Annotated in this window: 13 protein-coding genes; 6 read left to right on the top strand and 7 right to left on the bottom strand. The window is 70.9% G+C overall.

Features of this window, described 5'->3' with window-relative positions; translation table 11 throughout:
- Positions 1-200: 200 nt before the first annotated feature.
- From ftsH to ptsP, 5 genes are all read right to left on the bottom strand, one after another.
- Entirely contained in the window at positions 201-2,183 is a 1,983-nt protein-coding gene (ftsH, locus tag K7957_RS16505) for an ATP-dependent zinc metalloprotease FtsH (protein ID WP_281422883.1), read from the bottom strand.
- 64 nt (positions 2,184-2,247) lie between these two features.
- Positions 2,248-3,246, bottom strand: coding sequence for a tRNA lysidine(34) synthetase TilS (gene tilS / locus K7957_RS16500; RefSeq protein WP_223013346.1), 999 nt, complete (start codon positions 3,244-3,246; stop codon positions 2,248-2,250).
- Positions 3,247-3,253: 7 nt separating this feature from the next.
- Entirely contained in the window at positions 3,254-4,135 is an 882-nt protein-coding gene (locus tag K7957_RS16495; protein ID WP_223013344.1) for a YbgF trimerization domain-containing protein, read from the bottom strand.
- A gap of 288 nt (positions 4,136-4,423) precedes the next feature.
- Positions 4,424-5,305: a helix-turn-helix domain-containing protein gene (locus K7957_RS16490; RefSeq protein WP_223013342.1), complete on the bottom strand. Its 882-nt coding sequence runs from the start codon at positions 5,303-5,305 to the stop codon at positions 4,424-4,426.
- A 114-nt stretch (positions 5,306-5,419) separates the two neighbouring features.
- A complete protein-coding gene (gene ptsP, locus K7957_RS16485) occupies positions 5,420-7,687 on the bottom strand; it encodes a phosphoenolpyruvate--protein phosphotransferase (protein ID WP_223013340.1) in 2,268 nt (755 codons plus the stop codon).
- Positions 7,688-7,826: 139 nt separating this feature from the next.
- Here ptsP and K7957_RS16480 point away from each other — a divergent pair, with 139 nt between their 5' ends.
- The gene (locus K7957_RS16480) at positions 7,827-9,107 is read left to right on the top strand and encodes a dicarboxylate/amino acid:cation symporter (RefSeq protein WP_223013338.1); all 1,281 of its coding nucleotides are present in this window, start codon (positions 7,827-7,829) and stop codon (positions 9,105-9,107) included.
- 58 nt (positions 9,108-9,165) lie between these two features.
- Complete coding sequence (locus tag K7957_RS16475) at positions 9,166-9,552, top strand: glycine zipper 2TM domain-containing protein (RefSeq protein ID WP_223013336.1); 387 nt, start codon at positions 9,166-9,168, stop codon at positions 9,550-9,552.
- A gap of 197 nt (positions 9,553-9,749) precedes the next feature.
- Here the strand turns inward: K7957_RS16475 and K7957_RS16470 are convergent, their stop codons facing one another.
- Positions 9,750-12,719, bottom strand: a complete 2,970-nt coding sequence (locus tag K7957_RS16470) for an L-glutamate gamma-semialdehyde dehydrogenase (RefSeq protein WP_223013334.1) — start codon at positions 12,717-12,719, stop codon at positions 9,750-9,752.
- A gap of 113 nt (positions 12,720-12,832) precedes the next feature.
- Between K7957_RS16470 and K7957_RS16465 the strand changes: the two genes are divergently transcribed.
- Together K7957_RS16465 and K7957_RS16460 are read left to right on the top strand one after the other, a co-directional pair.
- A complete protein-coding gene (locus tag K7957_RS16465; RefSeq protein ID WP_223013393.1) occupies positions 12,833-13,267 on the top strand; it encodes a MaoC family dehydratase in 435 nt (144 codons plus the stop codon).
- Between the two features lie 189 nt (positions 13,268-13,456).
- Positions 13,457-14,635: an acetyl-CoA C-acyltransferase gene (locus K7957_RS16460; RefSeq protein ID WP_223013332.1), complete on the top strand. Its 1,179-nt coding sequence runs from the start codon at positions 13,457-13,459 to the stop codon at positions 14,633-14,635.
- Between the two features lie 166 nt (positions 14,636-14,801).
- Here K7957_RS16460 and K7957_RS16455 read toward each other — a convergent pair whose 3' ends face one another.
- Complete coding sequence (locus K7957_RS16455; protein ID WP_223013330.1) at positions 14,802-16,835, bottom strand: alpha/beta hydrolase family protein; 2,034 nt, start codon at positions 16,833-16,835, stop codon at positions 14,802-14,804.
- Positions 16,836-16,954: 119 nt separating this feature from the next.
- Here K7957_RS16455 and K7957_RS16450 point away from each other — a divergent pair, with 119 nt between their 5' ends.
- Complete coding sequence (locus K7957_RS16450) at positions 16,955-18,607, top strand: M28 family peptidase (protein WP_223013328.1); 1,653 nt, start codon at positions 16,955-16,957, stop codon at positions 18,605-18,607.
- A gap of 15 nt (positions 18,608-18,622) precedes the next feature.
- A complete protein-coding gene (locus tag K7957_RS16445) occupies positions 18,623-19,588 on the top strand; it encodes an agmatine deiminase family protein (RefSeq protein ID WP_223013326.1) in 966 nt (321 codons plus the stop codon).
- Positions 19,589-19,854 lie beyond the last annotated feature (266 nt).

Below are 19,854 nucleotides of genomic sequence, written 5' to 3'. Positions count from 1 at the left end.
GTAAGACATAAACCGCTGGGCGATCAGGTCAAGCCGGGGCCGTATAGGTCATGACCGGTGCCTCGCGCCGACGTGGCTTCCGGAGACGGAATTATAGATGGGGGCAAGCGGCAGGCGGACTGAGCTCGGCGCGCGCGTCCAACGAGAAAGGGCGACCCGCAGGCCGCCCTTTCCCTCACCTCATTCGATCGTTCAGAGCATCACGCCCCCGCGGGCGACGCGCTCCCGAACGGCCCCGAGGGGCGCTTGGTCTTAGGGATGGACGTCCCCGCCGCCGGCACCGCGGGCACCTTCGGCCCCTGGTCAGCGCGACCGATGTCGTCACCCGCGATCAGGCGTTTGATCTCCTCACCCGACAGCGTCTCGTATTCGAGCAGCGCCCCCGCGAGCGAGTGAAGCTGGTCGAGATGGTCGGTCAGCACCTGCTTGGCGCGGTGCAGCCCGCCCTCGACGATCGACTTGATCTCGTCATCGATCAGCTGCGCGGTCGAGTTCGACATCCGCACCGGCTGGCTCGACGAATAGCCGAGGAAGCTCTCGCCCTCGGGCTGGGCGTATTCGACCGGGCCGACCTTGTCCGACATGCCCCATTTGGTGACCATGTCGCGCGCGAGCCCGGTGGCGTACTGGATGTCGCCGCTCGCGCCGCTCGACACCTTGTCATAGCCGAAGATCACTTCCTCGGCGACGCGCCCGCCCATCGCCACGGCCAGGTTCGCGTACATCTTGTCGCGGTGATAGCTGTAGCTGTCACGCTCGGGCAGGCGCATCACCATGCCCAGCGCCCGACCGCGCGGGATGATCGTCGCCTTGTGGATCGGGTCCGACGCCGGCTCGTGCAGCGCGACGATCGCGTGGCCCGCCTCGTGATAGGCGGTCATGCGCTTCTCGTCCTCAGTCATGACCATCGAGCGGCGCTCGGCGCCCATCATGACCTTGTCCTTGGCCTCCTCGAACTCGGCCATCGCGACCAGCCGCTTGCCCTTGCGCGCGCCCATCAGCGCGGCCTCGTTGACGAGGTTGGCGAGATCGGCGCCCGAGAAGCCCGGCGTGCCGCGCGCGATCACCCGCGCATCGACGTCCGGCGCCAGCGGCACCTTCTTCATATGCACTTCGAGGATTTTGATCCGGCCTTCGATGTCGGGGCGCGGCACCACGACCTGACGGTCGAAGCGGCCCGGACGGAGCAGCGCGGGGTCGAGCACGTCGGGGCGGTTCGTCGCCGCGACGATGATGATCCCCTCGTTGGCCTCGAAACCGTCCATCTCGACCAGCAGCTGGTTGAGCGTCTGCTCGCGCTCGTCGTTGCCGTTGCCCAGCCCCGCGCCGCGGTGGCGACCCACCGCGTCGATCTCGTCGATGAAGACGATGCACGGCGCCGACTTCTTGGCCTGCTCGAACATGTCGCGAACCCGGCTGGCGCCGACGCCGACGAACATCTCGACGAAATCGGACCCCGAGATGGTGAAGAAGGGCACGCCCGCCTCACCCGCGATCGCGCGGGCGAGCAAGGTCTTGCCGGTACCCGGCGAGCCGACCAGCAGCGCGCCCTTGGGGATCTTGCCGCCCAGGCGCGCGAACTTGGTGGGATCCTTGAGGAAGTCGACGATCTCGGTGAGCTCGGCGCGCGCCTCGTCGATGCCGGCGACATCGTCGAAGGTGACCTTGCCTTCCTTCTGCGTCAGCATGCGCGCGCGGCTCTTGCCGAAGCCCATCGCGCCGCCCGCGCCCCCGCCCTTCTGCATCTGCCGCAGCACGAAGAAGGCGATGCCGAGGAACAGCAGGAACGGCAGCGACTGGTAGAGCAGCACCATCCAGATCGACGGGCCCTCCTCCGGCTTGCCCGCCACCTCGACCCCCGCCTTGCGCAGCCGCTCGATCAGCCCGGAGTCCTGCACCGGATAGGTGCGGAACTTGTCGCCGTTCGAGAAGCTGCCGGTGATGATGTCGCGGCTGACGTTGACGTCCTTCACCGTGCCCTCGTCGACCTTGTCGAGGAAGGTGGAGTAGGCGACGGTATTGCCCTGCGCCGTCGTCGTGCGGCCGTCGAACAGCGTCACCACCACCGCCAGCGAGAGCAGCACGCCGACCCAGATCAGCAGGCTCTTCATCCAGGGGTTAGGGTTGCCGCCGCCGCCATTGTCGCCGCCGCCGTTCCCGCGCTGCCTGTCGTTGTCGTTCATCGGGTACCTTTCCAACCAACGCAATGTAAGCCACGACGGGTTAATGGCAATGGAACAGCGTCGGTCAGAGTGATCGACGCGGCGGTGCTACGCGAAAAATCCAGCCTTTCTCGCCCACTTCCACCTTGACGCCGGCCTGGACCGCGCCGCGCCGTGCCTCGAGCGCGTCGAGCAGTGGCTCGATATTGGACGAATCGGTGAAGGCGGGCAGCACGATCGCGTGCTCCGCCCGAGTCGCGTGGAGCGCGCGGCGGAGGAGTCGGCGGCGCAGCTCACGCGGCTCGCCGGTGACCGCGAACGGGCGGTCGGGCCCCTGCCAATGTTCCGCCCACAACCACTCGGCCAAGCGCGTGATCACCTCCTCCGCCTCGGCGAGGTAGCCGGCGGAGGCGGCGAGAGCCACCGGGTCGAGCGCGGGCGTGGCGGCGAGCGCGGCGCGGACCCGGGTGCGATCGTGGCGCGGGTCCGTATTCGACGGGTCGTCGACGAAGAAGGCGCCCGTCCCCTCCACCAGCGCGCGCAGCTCGGCGCGACGCCACGCCAGCAGCGGGCGCAGCAGCAGCGTCCCCTGCTCCCGGCGCGCGGCGCGGATCGCGCTCAGCCCGGCCAGGCCCGAGGCGCGGTTGAGCCGCATCAGCAGCGTCTCGGCCTGATCGTCGGCGTGGTGCGCGGTCAGCAGCGCGCCGACCCGCTCGCGCGCGGCCCAGTCGGTCAGCAGCGCGTAGCGGGCCTCGCGCGCGCGGCGCTGAAGCGAGCTGCCGGCGATCGGCGCCTCGGGCAGGAGGGTGACGTGCGGCACATCGAGCTTGTCGCACAGCCCAGCGACCATCGCCGCCTCATCGGCGCCGGCGGAACGGAGCCGGTGGTCGACCGTCGCCGCCACGACCTCGCCCGGCACGGCCGCGGCGGCGAGCAGCAGCAGCGCGACCGAGTCAGGGCCGCCCGACACCGCCACGCCGACCCGGCCGACGCGCTCGACCGCGGCGACATCGTGCGCGCGCGCGAACCCGCGCCGCAGGTCGTCGGCGAAGCGCGCCACCGCCGCCGCGGGCAGCGGCGCCACGCTCAGCTCACTTGCACTTGGCGGCGGCGCGCGCCTTGACGACGTCGGCCTTGAGCCCGGGCGCGATCTTGCTGCCGTAGACGTCGGTCAGCTCGCCGTAGACCTTGCAGGCGTCCGCCGGCTTGTCGAGCTTGAGCAGCGCGGTGCCGAGATAATACAGGCTATCGGGGGCGCGCTCGCCGTCGGGGAACTTCTTGTAATTATCGTAGAATGCGATCGAGGCGAGGCTCGGCTTGCCCTCGTCGAGGTAGGAACGGCCGAGCAGGTTCTGCGCGAAGCTGGCGCGGCGGTGCTTGGGATAGGTGGCGACCACCTTCTTGAGCTGCGCCTCGGCGGCGGGATAGTCGCGCGACTGCCACAGGCGATAGCCCGCGAGATAGGCGTCCTCGGCGGGATCCCCGCTGCTGGGGGCAGCGGCCGCGTCCGTGGCGCCGCTCACCGGCTCCGGTGCCTGCGGCACGGTCACGCCGGAGCCGCCGAACGCGTCGGCACTCGGCGTCGGCGCGGGCGCGACCGGCTGGGTCAGCCTAGCGTCGGTCGCCTTGCGATAATCCTCGAACTGCTGCTCGAGCTGGCGCAGCTTGTACTGGGTCTGCTCGATCTGCCCGGTCATGCTCGCCATCTGCTGCTCGAGCGAGGTGACCCGCGCGGTGATGTCGGTCAGCGCGCTGGTGGCGGGGACGCCCGCGGCGTCGACCGGCGCGGTCGAGGGCGCGATCTGCGGCTCCACCATCGCGCCGGCGCCGCCGGGAAACACCTTGCGCTGCACGGCGCGCATCTCCGCCTCGAGCTTGCCGACGCGCCCCTCGATCTGCGCCGCCGCCGGCGTCGCGGTCGATCCCGCCACCACCAGCGCCAGCGCGCTGCCCGCCATCCACTTGGTCATCATGTTCCGTCCCCGGTGCGCACCTGTCGCACCTCTCTATAGAAGCGAGCTGTCGCCACGGTGAAGCGCGGCGTGGTCTAAGTCGCGAGAGCGCAGACACCCACTCCCCCGGCGCGCCTCCCCTCCCGCCGTCATCCCGGACCTGATCCGGGATCCATCCTTCCGCGCACGACGCCGTCGTGGTGTACGCGGCACCTTGGGCCCCGGATCAAATCCGGGGTGACGAACAAATAACGGAGCTGTGACTCGATGCGCTCGGGCCACCGCGGCGCCGCAGAGTGCGCCCCAACCTCACCGCGCCACGTCACGGAACGCCGCGAGCTGCCCTGCGTCGCCGGGCGCCGTCGTCCCGTTCGCCGCGGTCGCCGCCGGCGTGGCGCTCGCGCTCGGCGCCGGGGCGGGCAGCCCGCGCGCGGCGAGCGCCTCGGCGCTAATGCCGGCGTCCCTGATCGCGCGCTTGCCGTCGCCCAGCGGCGCGACCTCGCGGCCGTCGACCGTCACTGTGAGCTGGTCGGGGCGACCGACGTTGATCATAGGCCGATCGGTGCCGGCCGGCACTTCGAACGACTGTCCCGGCTTCATCGTGCCCTCGAACAGGCGCTGCTTGGCGCCGTCGTAGACGCGCATCCAGACCTCGGTTCGTGCGGTCAGCACCACCTTGCCGCTGGCGGCGGGGGTGGGCGCGGGCGGCGGCACTTCCTTGCTGGAGGCGACCTGCGCGCTCGGCGTCGCTTCGGGCGCCTGCTCGGCGGTGCCGCGGAACATGCCGGTGGAGAGCCATAGCACGCCCAGCACCAAGACCGCCAGCGCCAGCCCGGCGGCGACGATCACCAGCCCGCGCGACGGCGCGCGCGACGGATCCGCGATCTCCTCGATGTGATGCTGGCGCAGCGGCATCGCGCCGCGCGCGAGCTCGCCGCGGATGGCACGACCGACGTCGGCCTGGTCGAGCCCGACCGCGCGGGCATAAGCGCGCGCGAAGCCCGACGCGTAGGTGGGCGAGGGCAGCAGGTCGAGCCGGTCCATCTCCAGCGCCTCGAGGAAGCGCTGCGTCACGCGCGTGCGCGCCGCCACCTCGGCGAGCGACAGCCCCTGCGCCTCGCGCGCCGCGCGCAGCCGCGCGCCGACCGAGCCTGGCATCGGTGCCTGTGCGGGTAGCTCGCCGTCGCTCATTCTTCTCTCCGCCCCGCGCCCACAGCGATCATGCGAGCGTGCGTTCGTGTTCCAAACACGAGCAACACTGTCAACAGAGGGGCTTCACACGATTCGACTCGGTTCGTCGCGACCTCACGCCAGCTCGACCCCGCGATCGGCCGCCCAGGCGGCGAGCGCCCCACGCATGTCGCGCGGCGGCCGGACCAGCAGCTCGTCCATGAAGGTAGTCAAGGCGGCGCGATCGAGCGTGCGGATCATCGCCTTGACCGGCCCCACCGCCGCCGGCGTGATCGAGAGGCGATCCAGCCCGATCCCGATCAGCGCCATCGCCTCCAGCGGCCGGCCGCCCATCTCGCCGCACACTGCGACAGGCACGCCCGCCTCGCGCGCGGGCACGATCACGCGACGCAGGAAGCGCAGGATCGAACTTGACAGCCAGTCGTAGCGGTCCGCCAGCTTGGGGTTGGCGCGGTCGGCGGCGAAGAGAAATTGGGTGAGATCGTTCGTCCCGATCGAGAGGAAGTCGATGTTGGGCAGCAGCACGTCGAGCTGATAGGCGAGCGCGGGCACCTCCAGCATCGCGCCGTAGCGCACCTCCAGCGGCAGGCGCTTGTTGCGCTGGTGGAGGAAGGCGCGCTGCGCCTCGAACAAGGCCTTGGCCTCGTCGAACTCCCAGGGCTCGGAGACCATCGGGAACATGACGTTGAGCGTGCGCCCTGCCCCCGCCTCGAGCAGCGCGCGCGCCTGCGCCTTCATCAGCCCGTCGCGCTCCAGCGCGAGCCGCAGCGCGCGCCAGCCCATCGCGGGGTTCTCCTCCTCGCCGGTGTGGGTCAGATAGGGCAGCGCCTTGTCGCCGCCGATATCGACCGTGCGGAAGATCACCGGCCGCGACCCCGAGGCGTCGAGTACCTCGCGGTACAGCCGCTGCTGCCGCTCGCGCTGCGGCAGCGTGGCGGAGACGAGGAACTGGAACTCGGTGCGGAACAGCCCGATCCCGTCCGCCCCCGTCAGATCGAGCACCGCGACGTCGTCGCGCAGCCCGGCGTTGACCATCACCGTGACACGATGGCCGTCGCGCGTCTCGGGTGCGAGGTCGCGCAGCGCGGCATAGGCCGCCTTGCGCTTCTGCCGCGCCGCGACCTTTGCCTCGAACGCCTCCTCCATCGCGGCGGTGGGGCGGACGGTCAGCGTGCCCTCGGTGACGTCGAGCAGCAGCGCGTCCCCCTCGGCGATCAGCCGGCGCACGTCGCGCACGCGGCCGAGCACGGGCACGCCCATCGCGCGCGCGACGATCGTGACATGCGCGGTGAGCGAGCCTTCCTCCAGCACCACGCCCTTGAGCCTGCGCCGGTCATACTCGAGCAGCTCGGCCGGCCCGAGGTTGCGCGCGATCAGGATCGTGTCCTGCCGCAGCCCGAGCTGCGCCGCGGTTCCCATCTGGCCCGAGACGATGCGCAGCAGCCGGTTGGACAGGTCCTCCAGGTCATGCATGCGATCGGCGAGCAGCGGATCGTCGATCTCGCGCATGCGCTGGCGGGTGCGCTGCTGCACGCGCTCGATCGCGGCCTCGGCGGTCAGCCCGCTGTCGATCGCCTCGTTGATGCGGCGCGCCCAGCCCTCGTCATAGGCGAACATCTTGTAGGTGGCGATCACCTCCTGATGCTCGTCGCCGACGCCGAACTCGGCCTCGCGCGCGATGCGGTCGATCTGCTCGCGCATTTTGTCGAAGGCGGCGTAGACGCGGTGGCGCTCGGCCTCCGTGTCCTCCGCGACGGTATGCTCGATATGGATGCGCGGCTGGTGGAACACCGCGCAGCCCACTGCCATGCCGTCGACCAGTTTCTGCCCCGCGATCCGCGTCGAAGCAGTCGATTGCGGGCGGTCGCTCGGGCCGCCCTGATCGATCAGCCCGGCGTTGGCGATCAGCTCGGACAGCACCATGGCCACCGTCTGCAAGGCCTCAATCTCGACGCCCTCATACTTGCGCGGATCGGCGTGCTGCACCGCGAGCACCCCGACCGCGCGCTCGCGGCGGATGATCGGGACGCCCGCGAAACTGTGGTAGCGGTCCTCGCCGGTCTCGGGCTTGTAGGCGAAATCGGGGTGGCTCGCGGCCTCGTCGAGGTTGAGCACCTCGTTGTTCTTGGCGATCATGCCGACCAGCCCCTCGCCCAGCGCGAGCTTGGTGACATGCACCGCCTCGGGCGCCAGGCCGCGCGTGGCGAACAGCTCGAGCACGCCCTCGCGCAGGAGGTAGATCGAGCACACCTCGCTATCCAGCGCCTCGCCGATGATCTCGACCACCGAGTTGAGCTTGGCCTGCGCGTTCGACCGCGCCGCCATGACGTCGTGGAGGTTGACCAGGATCTCGCGGGCGGAGCGGGCGGCAGAGACGGGCATGCCGACGGGGCTAACAGACCGACGGCCTGGGTGCCACGCAGCATTTTCCTGGATGCGGCGCAGCGCGCCCAAGCCCGGCTCGCCCGATTGAAACGGAAAGTTGCTGGCGCAGCGCGTCACGGGGCCACACCTCGGTAGGATGAAGAGCCCTTCTTTCACCGTGCAGGTGTTCGCCGGCATGGCGATCGGCGTCGCGCTCGGCTTCGCGGCGCGCGATCTGCCTCCGCTGGCCGAGGGGCTGCGCCTCACCGGCGACAGCTTCGTCCAGCTGCTCAAGGCGCTGGTGGTGCCGCTCGTGTTCACCGCCATCGTCGCCTCGATCGCGGCGCTGCGCGACCTCGGCAATGCCGCGCGGCTGGTCGGGCAGACCCTGCTGTGGTTCGGGGTGACGGCGTTGATCGCGGTGACGATCGGGCTCACGCTCGGCACGCTGCTCGAGCCCGGCGTGCGCAGCGGCGTCGATCCCTCCGCCGCAGTGCTACCCGCCACCACCGGTTCGTGGCTCGACTTCCTGCGCGGGCTCATCCCCGGCAACTTCCTGGGAATCGAGGCGAGCACCAAGCTCGCCGACGGCGGCGCCACCACCAAGCTGGGGTTCAACGTGCTCCAGCTGATCGTGATCGCGATCGCGGTCGGCGCGGCGGCGGTCAACGTCGGCGAGGCGGGCGGCGCTTTCCTCGCCGCCAACGCCTCGCTGCTCGCGATCTTTCGCCGGCTGCTGCGCTGGGTGGTGAGACTGACGCCGATCGGTACCGCCGGGCTGATCGGCACCGCGATCGTGCGCTACGGCTGGTCGTCGCTCGCCGCGCTCGGCAGCTTCGCGGGCACGGTGTACCTCGGACTCGCGCTGGTGCTGTTCCTGGTCTACCCCGCACTGCTCGCGCTCAACCGGCTGTCGGTGACGCGGTTCTTCGCCACCGCCTGGCCCGCGATCCAGCTCGGTTTCGTGTCGCGCTCGTCGATCGCGACGCTCCCGGTCACCGAGCAAGCGGCCGAGCGCGCCGGCGTCCCGCGCGACTATGCCGCCTTCGCGGTCCCCTTCGCCGCGACCACCAAGATGGACGGCTGCGCCGCGGTCTACCCCGCGGTGGCGGCGCTGTTCGTCGCGCAATATTACGGCATCGCGCTGCACGCCTCGGACTATGTGCTGGTGGCGCTGGTGTCAGTGGTCGGCTCGGCGGCGACGGCGGGGCTGACCGGCGCGCTGGTGATGCTGACGCTGACGCTCACCACGTTGGGCCTGCCGCTCGAGGGCGCGGGGCTGCTGCTGGCGGTCGACCCGATCATCGACATGGGGCGCACCGCGGTGAACGTGGCGGGACAAGTGCTGGTGCCGCTGATCGTCGCCAAGCGCGAGAACATGCTCGAGCCCGACGGCACGATGGCGCCACTGCCCCGGCACGATACGGTACCGGCCTGACGTGAGTGAACTCCTCGCCGCCTGCGACGTTCGTGGGCGACAGAAGGAGATCGATGACATGAACAAGGCCCTGCTCGCCGCACTGGCGCTCGCCACCGCCACCACCCCGATGCTCGCCCCCGCCGCGCAGGCGCAGCGCAGCGACCGTGACCGCGACTATCGCTGGCACGGCGACGACCAGAACTGGGATCCGTCGCGTGACTATCGCCGCGGCAACAGCCGCCGCGCGCGCGCGCTCGGCCGCGACGACCAAGTGTATCGCGGGCGTGACGGCCGCGCCTATTGCAAGCGCAACGACGGCACCACCGGCCTGGTGATCGGCGGCATCGGCGGCGGCGTGCTGGGCAACGTGGTCGGCGGCGGCACGCTCGGCACGCTCCTGGGCGCCGGCGGCGGCGCGCTGCTCGGCCGCTCGATCGATCGCGGCAAGGTGAAGTGCCGCTGAGGTAAGGACGCTGCCTGATTGAGGCAGCGTCTCTCGCCTCTCCCCTCCCCGTCAGGGGAGGGATCGGGGGTGGGTCGCTGCCCCGAGCGCGGCGTCTGCGGAGCGGCTCCACCCCAACCCCTCCCCTGAAGGGCATGGGCCAGTGCCGGTCTGCGCCATGTGTCGCACTCCGCTGCCGCCCCGATGAGGTCGATTGCTCAGATCCCGCCCTCCTCCAAACTCAGCAGCGTCGCATTGCCGCCCGCGCTGGTCGTGTCCACCGACACCGCGCGCTCCGCGCAGAAGCGATACAGGTACAACGGCCCGCCTGCCTTGGGCCCCGTCCCCGACAACCCCTCGCCGCCGAACGGCTGCGACCCCACCACCGCGCCGATCATCGAGCGGTTGATGTAGAGGTTGCCCACCGCCGCCGCCGCCTCGGTCACCTCGGCCGCGCGCGCGATGCGGCTGTGCAGCCCCATCGTCAGGCCATAGCCCTTGGCGTTGACCCGCGCGATCGTCTCCTCCAGCGCGCCCGCCTTCCACGTCGCGACGTGGAGCAGCGGCCCGAACCACTCGCGGTCGAGCGCCTCGACCGTGTCGAGCCGGATCAGCGTCGGCGGCACGAACAGCCCCTTTCCGGGCGCCGCCACCGTCTTGACCCAGCGCGCGCGCGCCTGCTCGCGATAGGCCATCAGCCGGTCGTAGGCGGCGCGGTCGATCACCGGGCCGACGTCGGTGCGCGGGTCGCCCGCGTCGCCGAGCTTCAGCAGGTCCATCGCGCCCGCGAGCATCTCGATCAGACCCTCGGCGATATCCTCCTGCACCAGCAGCAACCGCAGCGCCGAGCAGCGCTGCCCGGCCGAGCGGAACGCGCTGGTGACCACGTCCGCCACCACCTGCTCGGGCAAAGCGGTCGAGTCGACGATCATCGCGTTGATCCCGCCGGTCTCGGCGATCAGCGGCACGATCGGGCGGTCGTCGTCCGCCAGCAGCGCGCGGGCGATCCCGCGCGCGGTCGCGGTCGAGCCGGTGAAGGCCACGCCCTGCACGCGCGCGTCGCCCACCAGCGCGGCGCCCACCTCGGGCCCGCCCGGCACCAGCACGAGCGCGTCGCGCGGCACGCCCGCCTCGTGCGCCAGCGCCACCGCCGCGGCGGCGATCCGCGGCGTCTGCGGCGCGGGCTTGGCGACCACGGTGTTGCCCGTCACCAGCGCGGCGACGGTCTGGCCGAGGAAGATCGCGAGCGGGAAGTTCCACGGCGCGATCGTCGCCCACACGCCGCGCCCCTCGAGGTGGAGCGTGTTGCGCTCGCCGGTCGGGCCGGGCAGCTCGACCGAGCCGAGCGTCGCGCGCGCGCGCGCCGCGTAGTAGCGGCAGAAGTCGGCGGCCTCGCGCACCTCGCCGATCGCGTCGGGGATGGTCTTGAACGCCTCCTGCACGCAGATCGCCATCAGCCGGTCGCGGTCGCGCTCGAGCAGGTCGGCGAGCCGGTCGAGACAGGCGGCGCGCGCCGCGACCGGGGTCATCTGCCACGCCGGGAAGGCCGCGCGCGCGCGCGCCACCGCGGCGGCGACGTCGGCCGCGGGTGCGGGCATTGGCTCGGTCATCGGCCGGTTCACCGCGGCGCGCGTGTCCTCCAGCACGACGCGGTCGCCGAGGTCGAGCCCGCGCGAGTTGCGCCGCTCGGCACCGAACAGCTCGGCCGGTAGCGGGATGCTCGGGTGGCGCGTGCCGCCGACCGCGGCGATCTTGGCGACGGGATCGGCGAGGATATCGGCCTCGCTCAGCCGCGCGTCGGCGAGCTGGTGGACGAAGCTGGAGTTGGCGCCATTCTCGAGCAGCCGGCGGACGAGATAGGCGAGCAGGTCGCGGTGGCCGCCGACCGGCGCGTAGATGCGGCAGTGATAGCCCTGGTCGCGCACCAGCCGCTCGTACAGGCCGTCGCCCATGCCGTGGAGCCGCTGGAACTCGAAGTCGCGGCCGTTGCCCGCCCATTCGACGATCGTCGCGACGGTCAGCGCGTTGTGGCTGGCGAAGGCGGGGCGGATGTGGCGCGCGTCGAGCATGTCGCGCGCCACCGCGAGGTAGCTGACGTCGGTCGCGGCCTTGCGCGTGAACAGCGGGTAATCGTCGAGCCCCTCGACCTGGGTGCGCTTGATCTCGCTGTCCCAATAGGCGCCCTTGACGAGCCGCACGTTCATCAGCCGCCCGAGCGAGTCGGCCCAGGCCACCACCGGGCGCGCGCGCTTGCCATAGGCCTGTACCGCCATGCCGAACCCGTCCCAGTCGCGCAGCTGCGGCAGCCCCGCGACAGCGCCGATGATGTCGAGGCTCATCTCGAGCCGCTCGCTCTCCTCGGCGTCGACGGTGAGCGCGATGCCGCGCGCCGCCGCCTGCAGCGCGAGCGCCTCGAGCATCTCGGTCAGCGCGGGCACGCACTCGTCCCAGCGCGCCACCTCGTAGCGCGGGTGCAGCGCGGAGAGCTTGACCGAGACCGAGTGGCCCGCGCGCGGGTCGCTGCCGACCGCGTCGATCGCGTCGACATAGGCCTGGAAATAGCGCTCGGCGTCGGCGCTGGTGCGCGCCGCCTCGCCGAGCATGTCGAAGCTGGCGGTAAAGCCGCGGTGCTCGGGGCGGCGCATCCGCTTCATCGCCTCGTCGATGGTGCGCCCCATCACGAAGATCTCGCCCATCATCCGCATCGCCGCGCCCACCGCCTGGCGCACGAACGGCTCGCCGGCGCGGCTCAAAAGCCGCTTGAGCGGCCCGGTCTCGCCCTCGCCCACCAGAGCGCGACCAACCACCAGACCCCAGGTGGCGGTGTTGACCAGCCGCGAGTGGGACTGGCCGGCGTGCGCGCGCCAGTCGGCGTCGCCGAGCTTGTCCGCGATCAGCAGGTCGGCGGTCTCGGGGTCGGGGACGCGCAGGAACGCCTCGGCCAGGCTGAGCAGCGCGACGCCCTCCGACGAGTTGAGGCGATATTCCTGGAGGAACTGGTTGACCCAGCCGCGCGCCTGCGCCGCGCGCAGGTCGGCGAGCAGCCCGGAGGCGGTGTCGACGATGCGCGCGCGCGAATCGGCGCCCGCCGCGGCGCGCTCCAGCAGCGGCTTTAGAACATCGGGTTCGCTGGCGCGGTGGAGCGCGCGGAGCTGGGCGAGAGTGGATGACGGTACGGCAGCGGCCATCTTCGTGCTTTCGGTTCGTTGTGTCTTGCGGGCACCGCGGCGCCGCGCCTAGACAGATGCGCGCGCTGTAGCGCGTCGCATGGCGGAGGGGAATCGCGGTGACGGCCGAGGAGATGAGCCAGGCAGTCGGGCGCGAGAGCGTCTCCGACTGGGTCGAGGTGAGCCAGGCGATGATCGACCGCTTCGCCGAGGCGACCGGCGACCACCAGTTCATCCACGTCGATCCCGAGCGTGCCGCGCGGACGCCGTTCGGCACGACGATCGCGCACGGTTTCCTCACCTTGTCGCTGCTGCCGCTGCTGGCGGCGCGCACGCCCGACGCGCCGCGGCTCGACGGCGTGACGATGGGGGTGAATTACGGGGGCAACAAGGTGCGCTTCCTCGCGCCGGTACCGTCCGGGTCGCGGGTGCGCGCGCGCTCGGTGCTGGCCGACTTCGCCGAGAAGCGGCCGGGAGTGTATCAGTACACCACTGCCACCACGGTCGAGATCGAGGGGCAGGACAGGCCCGCGATGGTGGCGGAGTGGATCACGCAGGTGTTCGTGTGAGGGGCGCGTCGCGCCTCCCGCTCCCTTCCGTCATCCCGGACTTGATCCGGGATCCACCGTGCCGCTTACTCATCCGCCGTATGGCGCGCGGACGGGTCGGTCCCGGACCAAGTCCGGGATGACGGCAGTGGGTGCAACGGCTGCCTCGAACCTCACCCCTCCCTGACACTCACCGAAGGACTCCTCCCCATGCGCTCCGCCGTCATCGTCTCCACCGCCCGCACCCCGATCGGCCGTGCCTATCGCGGCGCGTTCAACAACACGCCCTCCCCGACTCTGGCGCATCACGCGATCGCCGCCGCGGTCGAGCGGGCCGGGGTCGACCGTGCCGAGATCGAGGACGTGATCCTCGGCGCCGCACTCCAGCAGGGGCATCAGGCGAGCAATATCGCGCGCACCAGCCTCCTGCGCGCCGGGCTGCCCACCAGCGTGCCGGGCATGTCGGTCGACCGCCAGTGCGCCAGCGGTCTGATGGCCATCGCGATCGCGGCCAAGCAGATCGTCGTCGACGGCATGGACGTGACGATCGGCGGCGGGGTGGAGAGCATCAGCCTCGTTCAGACGCCAGAGATGCGTGTCGCGCCCGACAAGGAGCTGCTGTCGATGCACGGCGACATCTACATGCCGATGCTCCAGACCGCCGAGATCGTCGCCGACCGCTATGGCATCGATCGCGAGGCGCAGGACCAGTACGGGCTCCAGTCGCAGCAGCGCACCGCGGCGGCGCAGGCGGCGGGCAGGTTCGACGACGAGATCGTCGCGGTCACCGCCACCAAGGCCAATATCGACAAGGAGACCAAGGAGGTCAGCCACGAGCAGGTGACGCTGGCGCGCGACGAGGGCAACCGCGTCGACACCACGATCGAGGGGCTGCGCGCGCTCAAGCCGGTGGTCGGGCCCGACCGCCACGTCACCGCGGGCAACGCCTCGCAGCTGTCCGATGGCGCCTCGGCCAGCGTGCTGATGGAGGAGCGCCTCGCGGAGCGCCGCGGGCTCATTCCGCTGGGCCGCTATGTCGGCATGGCAGTGGCGGGCACCAGGCCCGACGAGATGGGGATCGGCCCTGTCTACGCCATCCCCAAGCTGCTCGAGAAGAACGGGCTGAAAATGGACGACATCGGCCTGTGGGAGCTCAACGAGGCCTTCGCGGTGCAGGTGCTCTACTGCCGTGATAAACTGGGTATTCCCAACGAGCTGCTCAACGTCAACGGCGGCGCGATCGCGATCGGCCACCCCTACGGCATGTCGGGCGCGCGCATGACCGGCCACGCGCTGATCGAGGGCAAGCGCCGCGGTGCGAAGTACGTCGTGGTGACGATGTGCGTCGGCGGGGGCATGGGCGCGGCGGGGCTGTTCGAGGTGCTGTGAGATCGCTGGCGTTGCTAAATAACGATCCTCCCCTGCGAGGGGAGGATCGATCACACGCCGGCGCTCCGCGAGTCCTCAACGCATCGGTGCGACGCAGAGCGATGGCCGCGACGGCGCACACGGGTACGATGTAGCCCTACCTCGCCGCGTCTGCCCCCTGCCCTCGTCACTTCCCCGCGAAGGCCGCGCGCAGGAAGGCGTCGCTCTTGCGCAGCATCTCGGCGCGCGCGCGATCGTCGTCGAGCTGGTGGTCCAGCCCCTCGTACACCACCAGCGTCGACGCCTTGCCCGCGCCGCGCAGCCTTTTGTCCATCAGCTTCGACTGGCCGACGCCGACGTTGAGGTCGCGGTCGCCGTGGAACAGCAGCACGGGCGACTTGAAGCGATCGGCGTGGCGCGCGGGCGAGCCCTTGCCGATATTCTCGCCCGAGCCGATCTGGCGCTCCACCATCGCGTGGTTGCTGAAGCCCTCGCTCTCCTGCTTGGTGCGGCCAAGGTCGGTCACCGGCGCGATCGCCACCACCGCCTTGAACAGGTCGGGGTCGACGACATTGCTCTGCAAGGCGGCATAGCCGCCGTAGGACCAGCCGACGATGCCGAGCTTGGCCGGATCGGCGATGCCCTGCTTGACCAGCCACCGCCCCGCGTCGCTGACGTCACCGATCGCGAGTTCCCACGAGCGAAAGCCGTTGTTGGCGAACCAGGCGTCACCGTAGCCGGTCGAGCCGCGGAACTGCGGTTGCAGCACCGCATAGCCCGAGGCGGCGAAGAACTGGACGAGCCAGTCGAAACCCCATTCGTCGCGATAGGCCGGCCCGCCGTGCGGCATCACGATCGCGGGCAGCCCCTTGGTCGCGCCGCCCGGCGGCAGCGTGAGGTAGGCGGGAACCACCGTGCCGTCCGCCGCGGGGAATCTGACCGAGGTCATCTGGCCGAGCGGCACCCCCTCCAGCTCGGGGCGCGCCGGCATGAGCGGGGCGAGCGTGCGCGTGGCCTTGGTGTAGAGATAATACATGCCGGGATCGACGTCGCTGCCGGCATAGACCAGCAGACGGCTCTCGTCCGCGGTGGCGCCGACGAGGCCGATCAGCGGCAACTTGGGCAGCGCCTTCGTCAGCTTGGCCGCGAGCGTCTTGTACTCCGGGTCGAAATAGTCGGTCTGGCGGCGATCGGTCACGTAGGTGGCGCCGATCACGCGCCCGCGGCGCCCGATGCGCGCGATCCCGTCGACATCGACCTCGGGATTGCTCCACACCAGGTCCGCCTTCATCGAACCGTCGAGCGCCACGCTGTAGAGCGCGAGCCGCCCGTCGAGCCGCCGGGTCGCGAAGGCCACGTCGCGCGTGCCGTCGACCGCGAGCGGCTCGAGCACGCTCGGGCCGTCCTGGCGCGAGGTGCTGAACGGCTTCCACGCGTCCTGGCCGGTCAGGCGGTAGCTGTAGACGGTGTCGCCCTTGAGTGCGCCGTCCTCGCGCCGCGGCATCGTCTCGCGAATGCGGATATTCCCTTGGCCATCGGCCAGCCAGTCCTCGGCATCGGACACCGGGCGCTCGATCAGCTGCGCCTTGCCCGTGCGGCTGTCGACCAGCTCGACGCCCAGCCCGTCGCGCGAGGAAGCGGAGATATTCGAGCCGGTCTCCCCGCGCTCGGGGATGAAGTCGCGCTGCATCAGCACCTGACCGTCGCCACCACGCCAGTCGATGACGTCACCGTCGAACTGGTTGAGGCGGGTGGTGCCGAGCCGGTTCTTGCGGCCGAGATAGAGCGGATGGCCGCCGTCGGCGTCGAAGGCGAACAACCGCGAGTAACCCACCTGCTTGTCGTAGTAATCGGCCACACCACGGAATTTGCAGATCAGCCGCGCCGAGGAGGCCCAGCCGCACGACGAAGGCGCCAACCGCTCGCCATCGCCGAGGTCAATCATCTCCTCGCTGCCTTTGCTGAGTTCGATCAGCCGTACCGCGCTGCCGCGCCCCTGCGTCGCGCTGACGTAAGCGATATGCGCGCCGTCGGGCGCCAGGCTGACCTGGCCGACATGCTCGCGCGCGCCGAAGCGGCTCGCCAGATCGGCCGACACTGGCGCAGCCGGTGCCACCGGCGCGGCCGACGCGCCGTCCGTTGCCGCCGGCGCCGCGGTCGCGGCCTGGCCGACGAGCCCCGCGAGCAGCGCGCACAGCGCCGCCCCCGTATTCCCCCTCATCACATTTTCCCCCTGTTCCCCGTCACAAATCTACCCGGCGCCGCGCGCGCCGCAAGGCCCGCGTGGACAGCGTTGACCCAGCTTGGCATGAGGCGCCGGTATCCTCCCGGAGTACGTCCATGCGTCTGCGTCTCTCGTCTCTATCCCTGCTCGCCTTGGCCGCGGCGAGCGCCCTGGCGGCGCAGCAGGTGCCCACCGCGCCCATCTCCGAGCAGACACTGAAAGAGGTGACGAGAGAGTTATCCTCGGACGCTTACGAGGGCCGCGCGCCGGGCACCGCGGGCGAGGAGAAGACGGTCTCCTATCTCGCCAAGCGCTTCGCCGCGGCGGGGCTGACGCCGGGCAACAAGGGCAGCTGGTTCCAGGACGTGCCGCTGGTCGAGCTGACCGCGCACGACGTCACGCCGCTCGTCTTCAAGGGCGCGGGCGCGCCGCTAAGCCTCCGGTACGGGCCGCAGATGGTGGTGGGCAGCCACCGCATCGCGCCGCGGGAGCAGGTGAAGGACAGCCCGGTCGTCTTCGTCGGCTACGGCGTCAACGCGCCTGAGAAGGGGTGGAACGACTATGCCGGGGTCGACGTGCGCGGCAAGACGGTGCTGATCCTGATCAACGACCCCGACTGGCGCACACCCACGGTGGGTGGCACCTTCAACGGCCGCGCGATGACCTATTACGGTCGCTGGACCTACAAGTTCGAGGAGGCGGCGCGGCAGGGCGCGGCTGCGGCGCTGATCGTCCACCAGACCGAGCCCGCGGCCTATGGCTGGAACGTCGTCCAGTCGAGCTGGACCGGGGCCCAGCAGGTCGCAGACGCCGCGAACGGCCATGCCGACCAGAGCGCGGCGATCGGCTGGATCCAGTACGACCAGGCCAAGGCGCTGTTCGCGCGCGAGAAACTAGACTTCGACCAGCTCGCCGCGGCGGCCTCGCGCAAGGGCTTCCGCGCGGTGCCGCTCAAGGGCGTGACCGCCTCGGTCTCGTTCGACGAGACGGTGCGCAAGCACATGTCGCGCAACGTCGTCGGCGTGCTGCCAGGCACGACGCGGCCGGACGACTATGTCCTGTACAGCGCGCATTGGGACCATCTCGGCCGCTGCGAGGCGGCGCCCGGCGGCGACGACATCTGCAACGGCGCGATCGACAATGCCAGCGGCACCGCCGCTTTGGTCGCGCTCGCCGAGGCCAATGCCAAGGCGGGGCCGGCGGCGCGCAGCCAGGTCTTCGTCGCGGTGACGGGTGAGGAATCCGGGCTGCTCGGCTCCGAATATTACGCCGCCAACCCGCTCTACCCGCTCACTCGGACGGTCGGCGGGGTCAACATGGACGCGCTGTCGCTCGCCGGCCCGGCGAAGAACGTCGTGGTGGTCGGCAAGGGCAAGTCCGAGCTCGACGCCTATCTCGACGCCGCGCTCAAGGCGCAGGGGCGCTACGCCTCGGACGAGCCCACCCCGGAGAAGGGCTTCTACTATCGCTCGGACCATTTCAGCCTCGCCAAGCGCGGCGTGCCGATGATCTACTTCGACGCGGGCGACGATCTGGTCTCGGGCGGCAAGGCCGCGGGCGCCGCCGCCGCGAAGGACTATGAGGAGCATCGCTACCACGGCCCGAAGGACGAATATGATCCCAACTGGAACTGGGCGGGAACGGTGCGCGACGTGCAGCTCTATTACTCGATCGGGCGCGCGCTGGCGGAGAGCGACGCCTGGCCCAATTGGGTCGCGGGCGACGAGTTCCGCGCGATCCGCGACCGCAGCCGCGCCGCGGCGCGCTGAACAGGAGTGACGCGAGTGTCCCGTACCCCGCTACCCGAATGGGCGCCGCACCAGGCGGTGTGGATCGGTTTTCCGAGCCACCCAGAGCTGTGGCAGGATGACCTCGACCAGGCGCGCGACGAGGTCGCTGCCTTCGCCCGCGCGGTCCATGCCGAGGGTCGCGGCGAGCAGGTGCTGCTCGTCGCGGCCGACGCCGAGGCGGCCGCGGCGGCGCGCGCGCTGGCGCCCTTCGCCGAGGTGCTGATCCAGCCCTTCGGCGACATCTGGCTGCGCGACACCGCGCCGATCGTCGACGGCGACGGGCGCGCGCGCGACTTCCAGTTCAACGGCTGGGGCGGCAAATACGATCTGCCCGGTGACGACGACATCGGCGCGCGGCTGGCGCGCGCGCGCGGGCTGGTCGTGCTGCCGTGCGAGTGGGTGCTCGAGGGCGGCGCCATCGACGGCGACGGCACCGGGCTGGTCGTCACCACCGAGCAGTGCCTGCTCAACCCCAATCGCAACCCCGCGCTGACCAAGGAGGCGGTCGAGCGCCGGCTCGCCGCGGACCTGGGCTATACGCGCGTGCTGTGGCTGGGCGACGGGCTGCTCAACGACCATACCGACGGCCATGTCGACAATCTCGCGCGCTTCGTCGGGCCGAACCGGCTGGCGCTGCCGGTCGGCGCGGAGAACGACCCCAATTGGCGCGTCTACCAGGACGCCGCCGCGCGCGCGCGCGCCGCGGGGGTCGAGGTGGTCGAGATCCCCTCGCCCGGCCGCGTGCTGCGCGACGAGGAGGTGGTGCCGGCGAGTTACATGAACTTCTACATCGGTAACGCCGCGGTGGTCGTGCCGGTGTACGGCACGCCGCAGGACGAGGCCGGCGTCGCGGCGGTGCAAGCGCTCTTCCCCGAGCGCGAGGCGGTCGGGCTGCGCGCCGACGCGATCCTCACGGGAGGCGGCAGCTTCCACTGCATCTCGCAGCAGATCCCGGCCTGAGCGCTCGCGGGGCGGCTTAGCATTTAAGCTGCTGAGGGCGCGCGGGGCGGCTTCCGGTGAACGGCGTGAAACCCGCGTCGCCGCTGGCGGTGGCGCGAAACCTGCACCGCCCCGCCGCCCCGCCCCTCACGTCGCCATCCCCCGCGAAGGCGGGGATCCATAGACGCTGACCATGCGGCTCTTGCACGAGCGTCAGCGTGTCTGGATCCCCGCCTTCGCGGGGATGACGTCGTGTCGAAGGAGCGGGGACGGGGACGTGGAAGTGG

The sequence above is a fragment of the Sphingomonas yunnanensis genome, assembly GCF_019898765.1.
GTDB lineage: Bacteria > Pseudomonadota > Alphaproteobacteria > Sphingomonadales > Sphingomonadaceae > Sphingomonas > Sphingomonas yunnanensis.
This window is presented reverse-complemented; position numbering and strand designations above follow the sequence as displayed.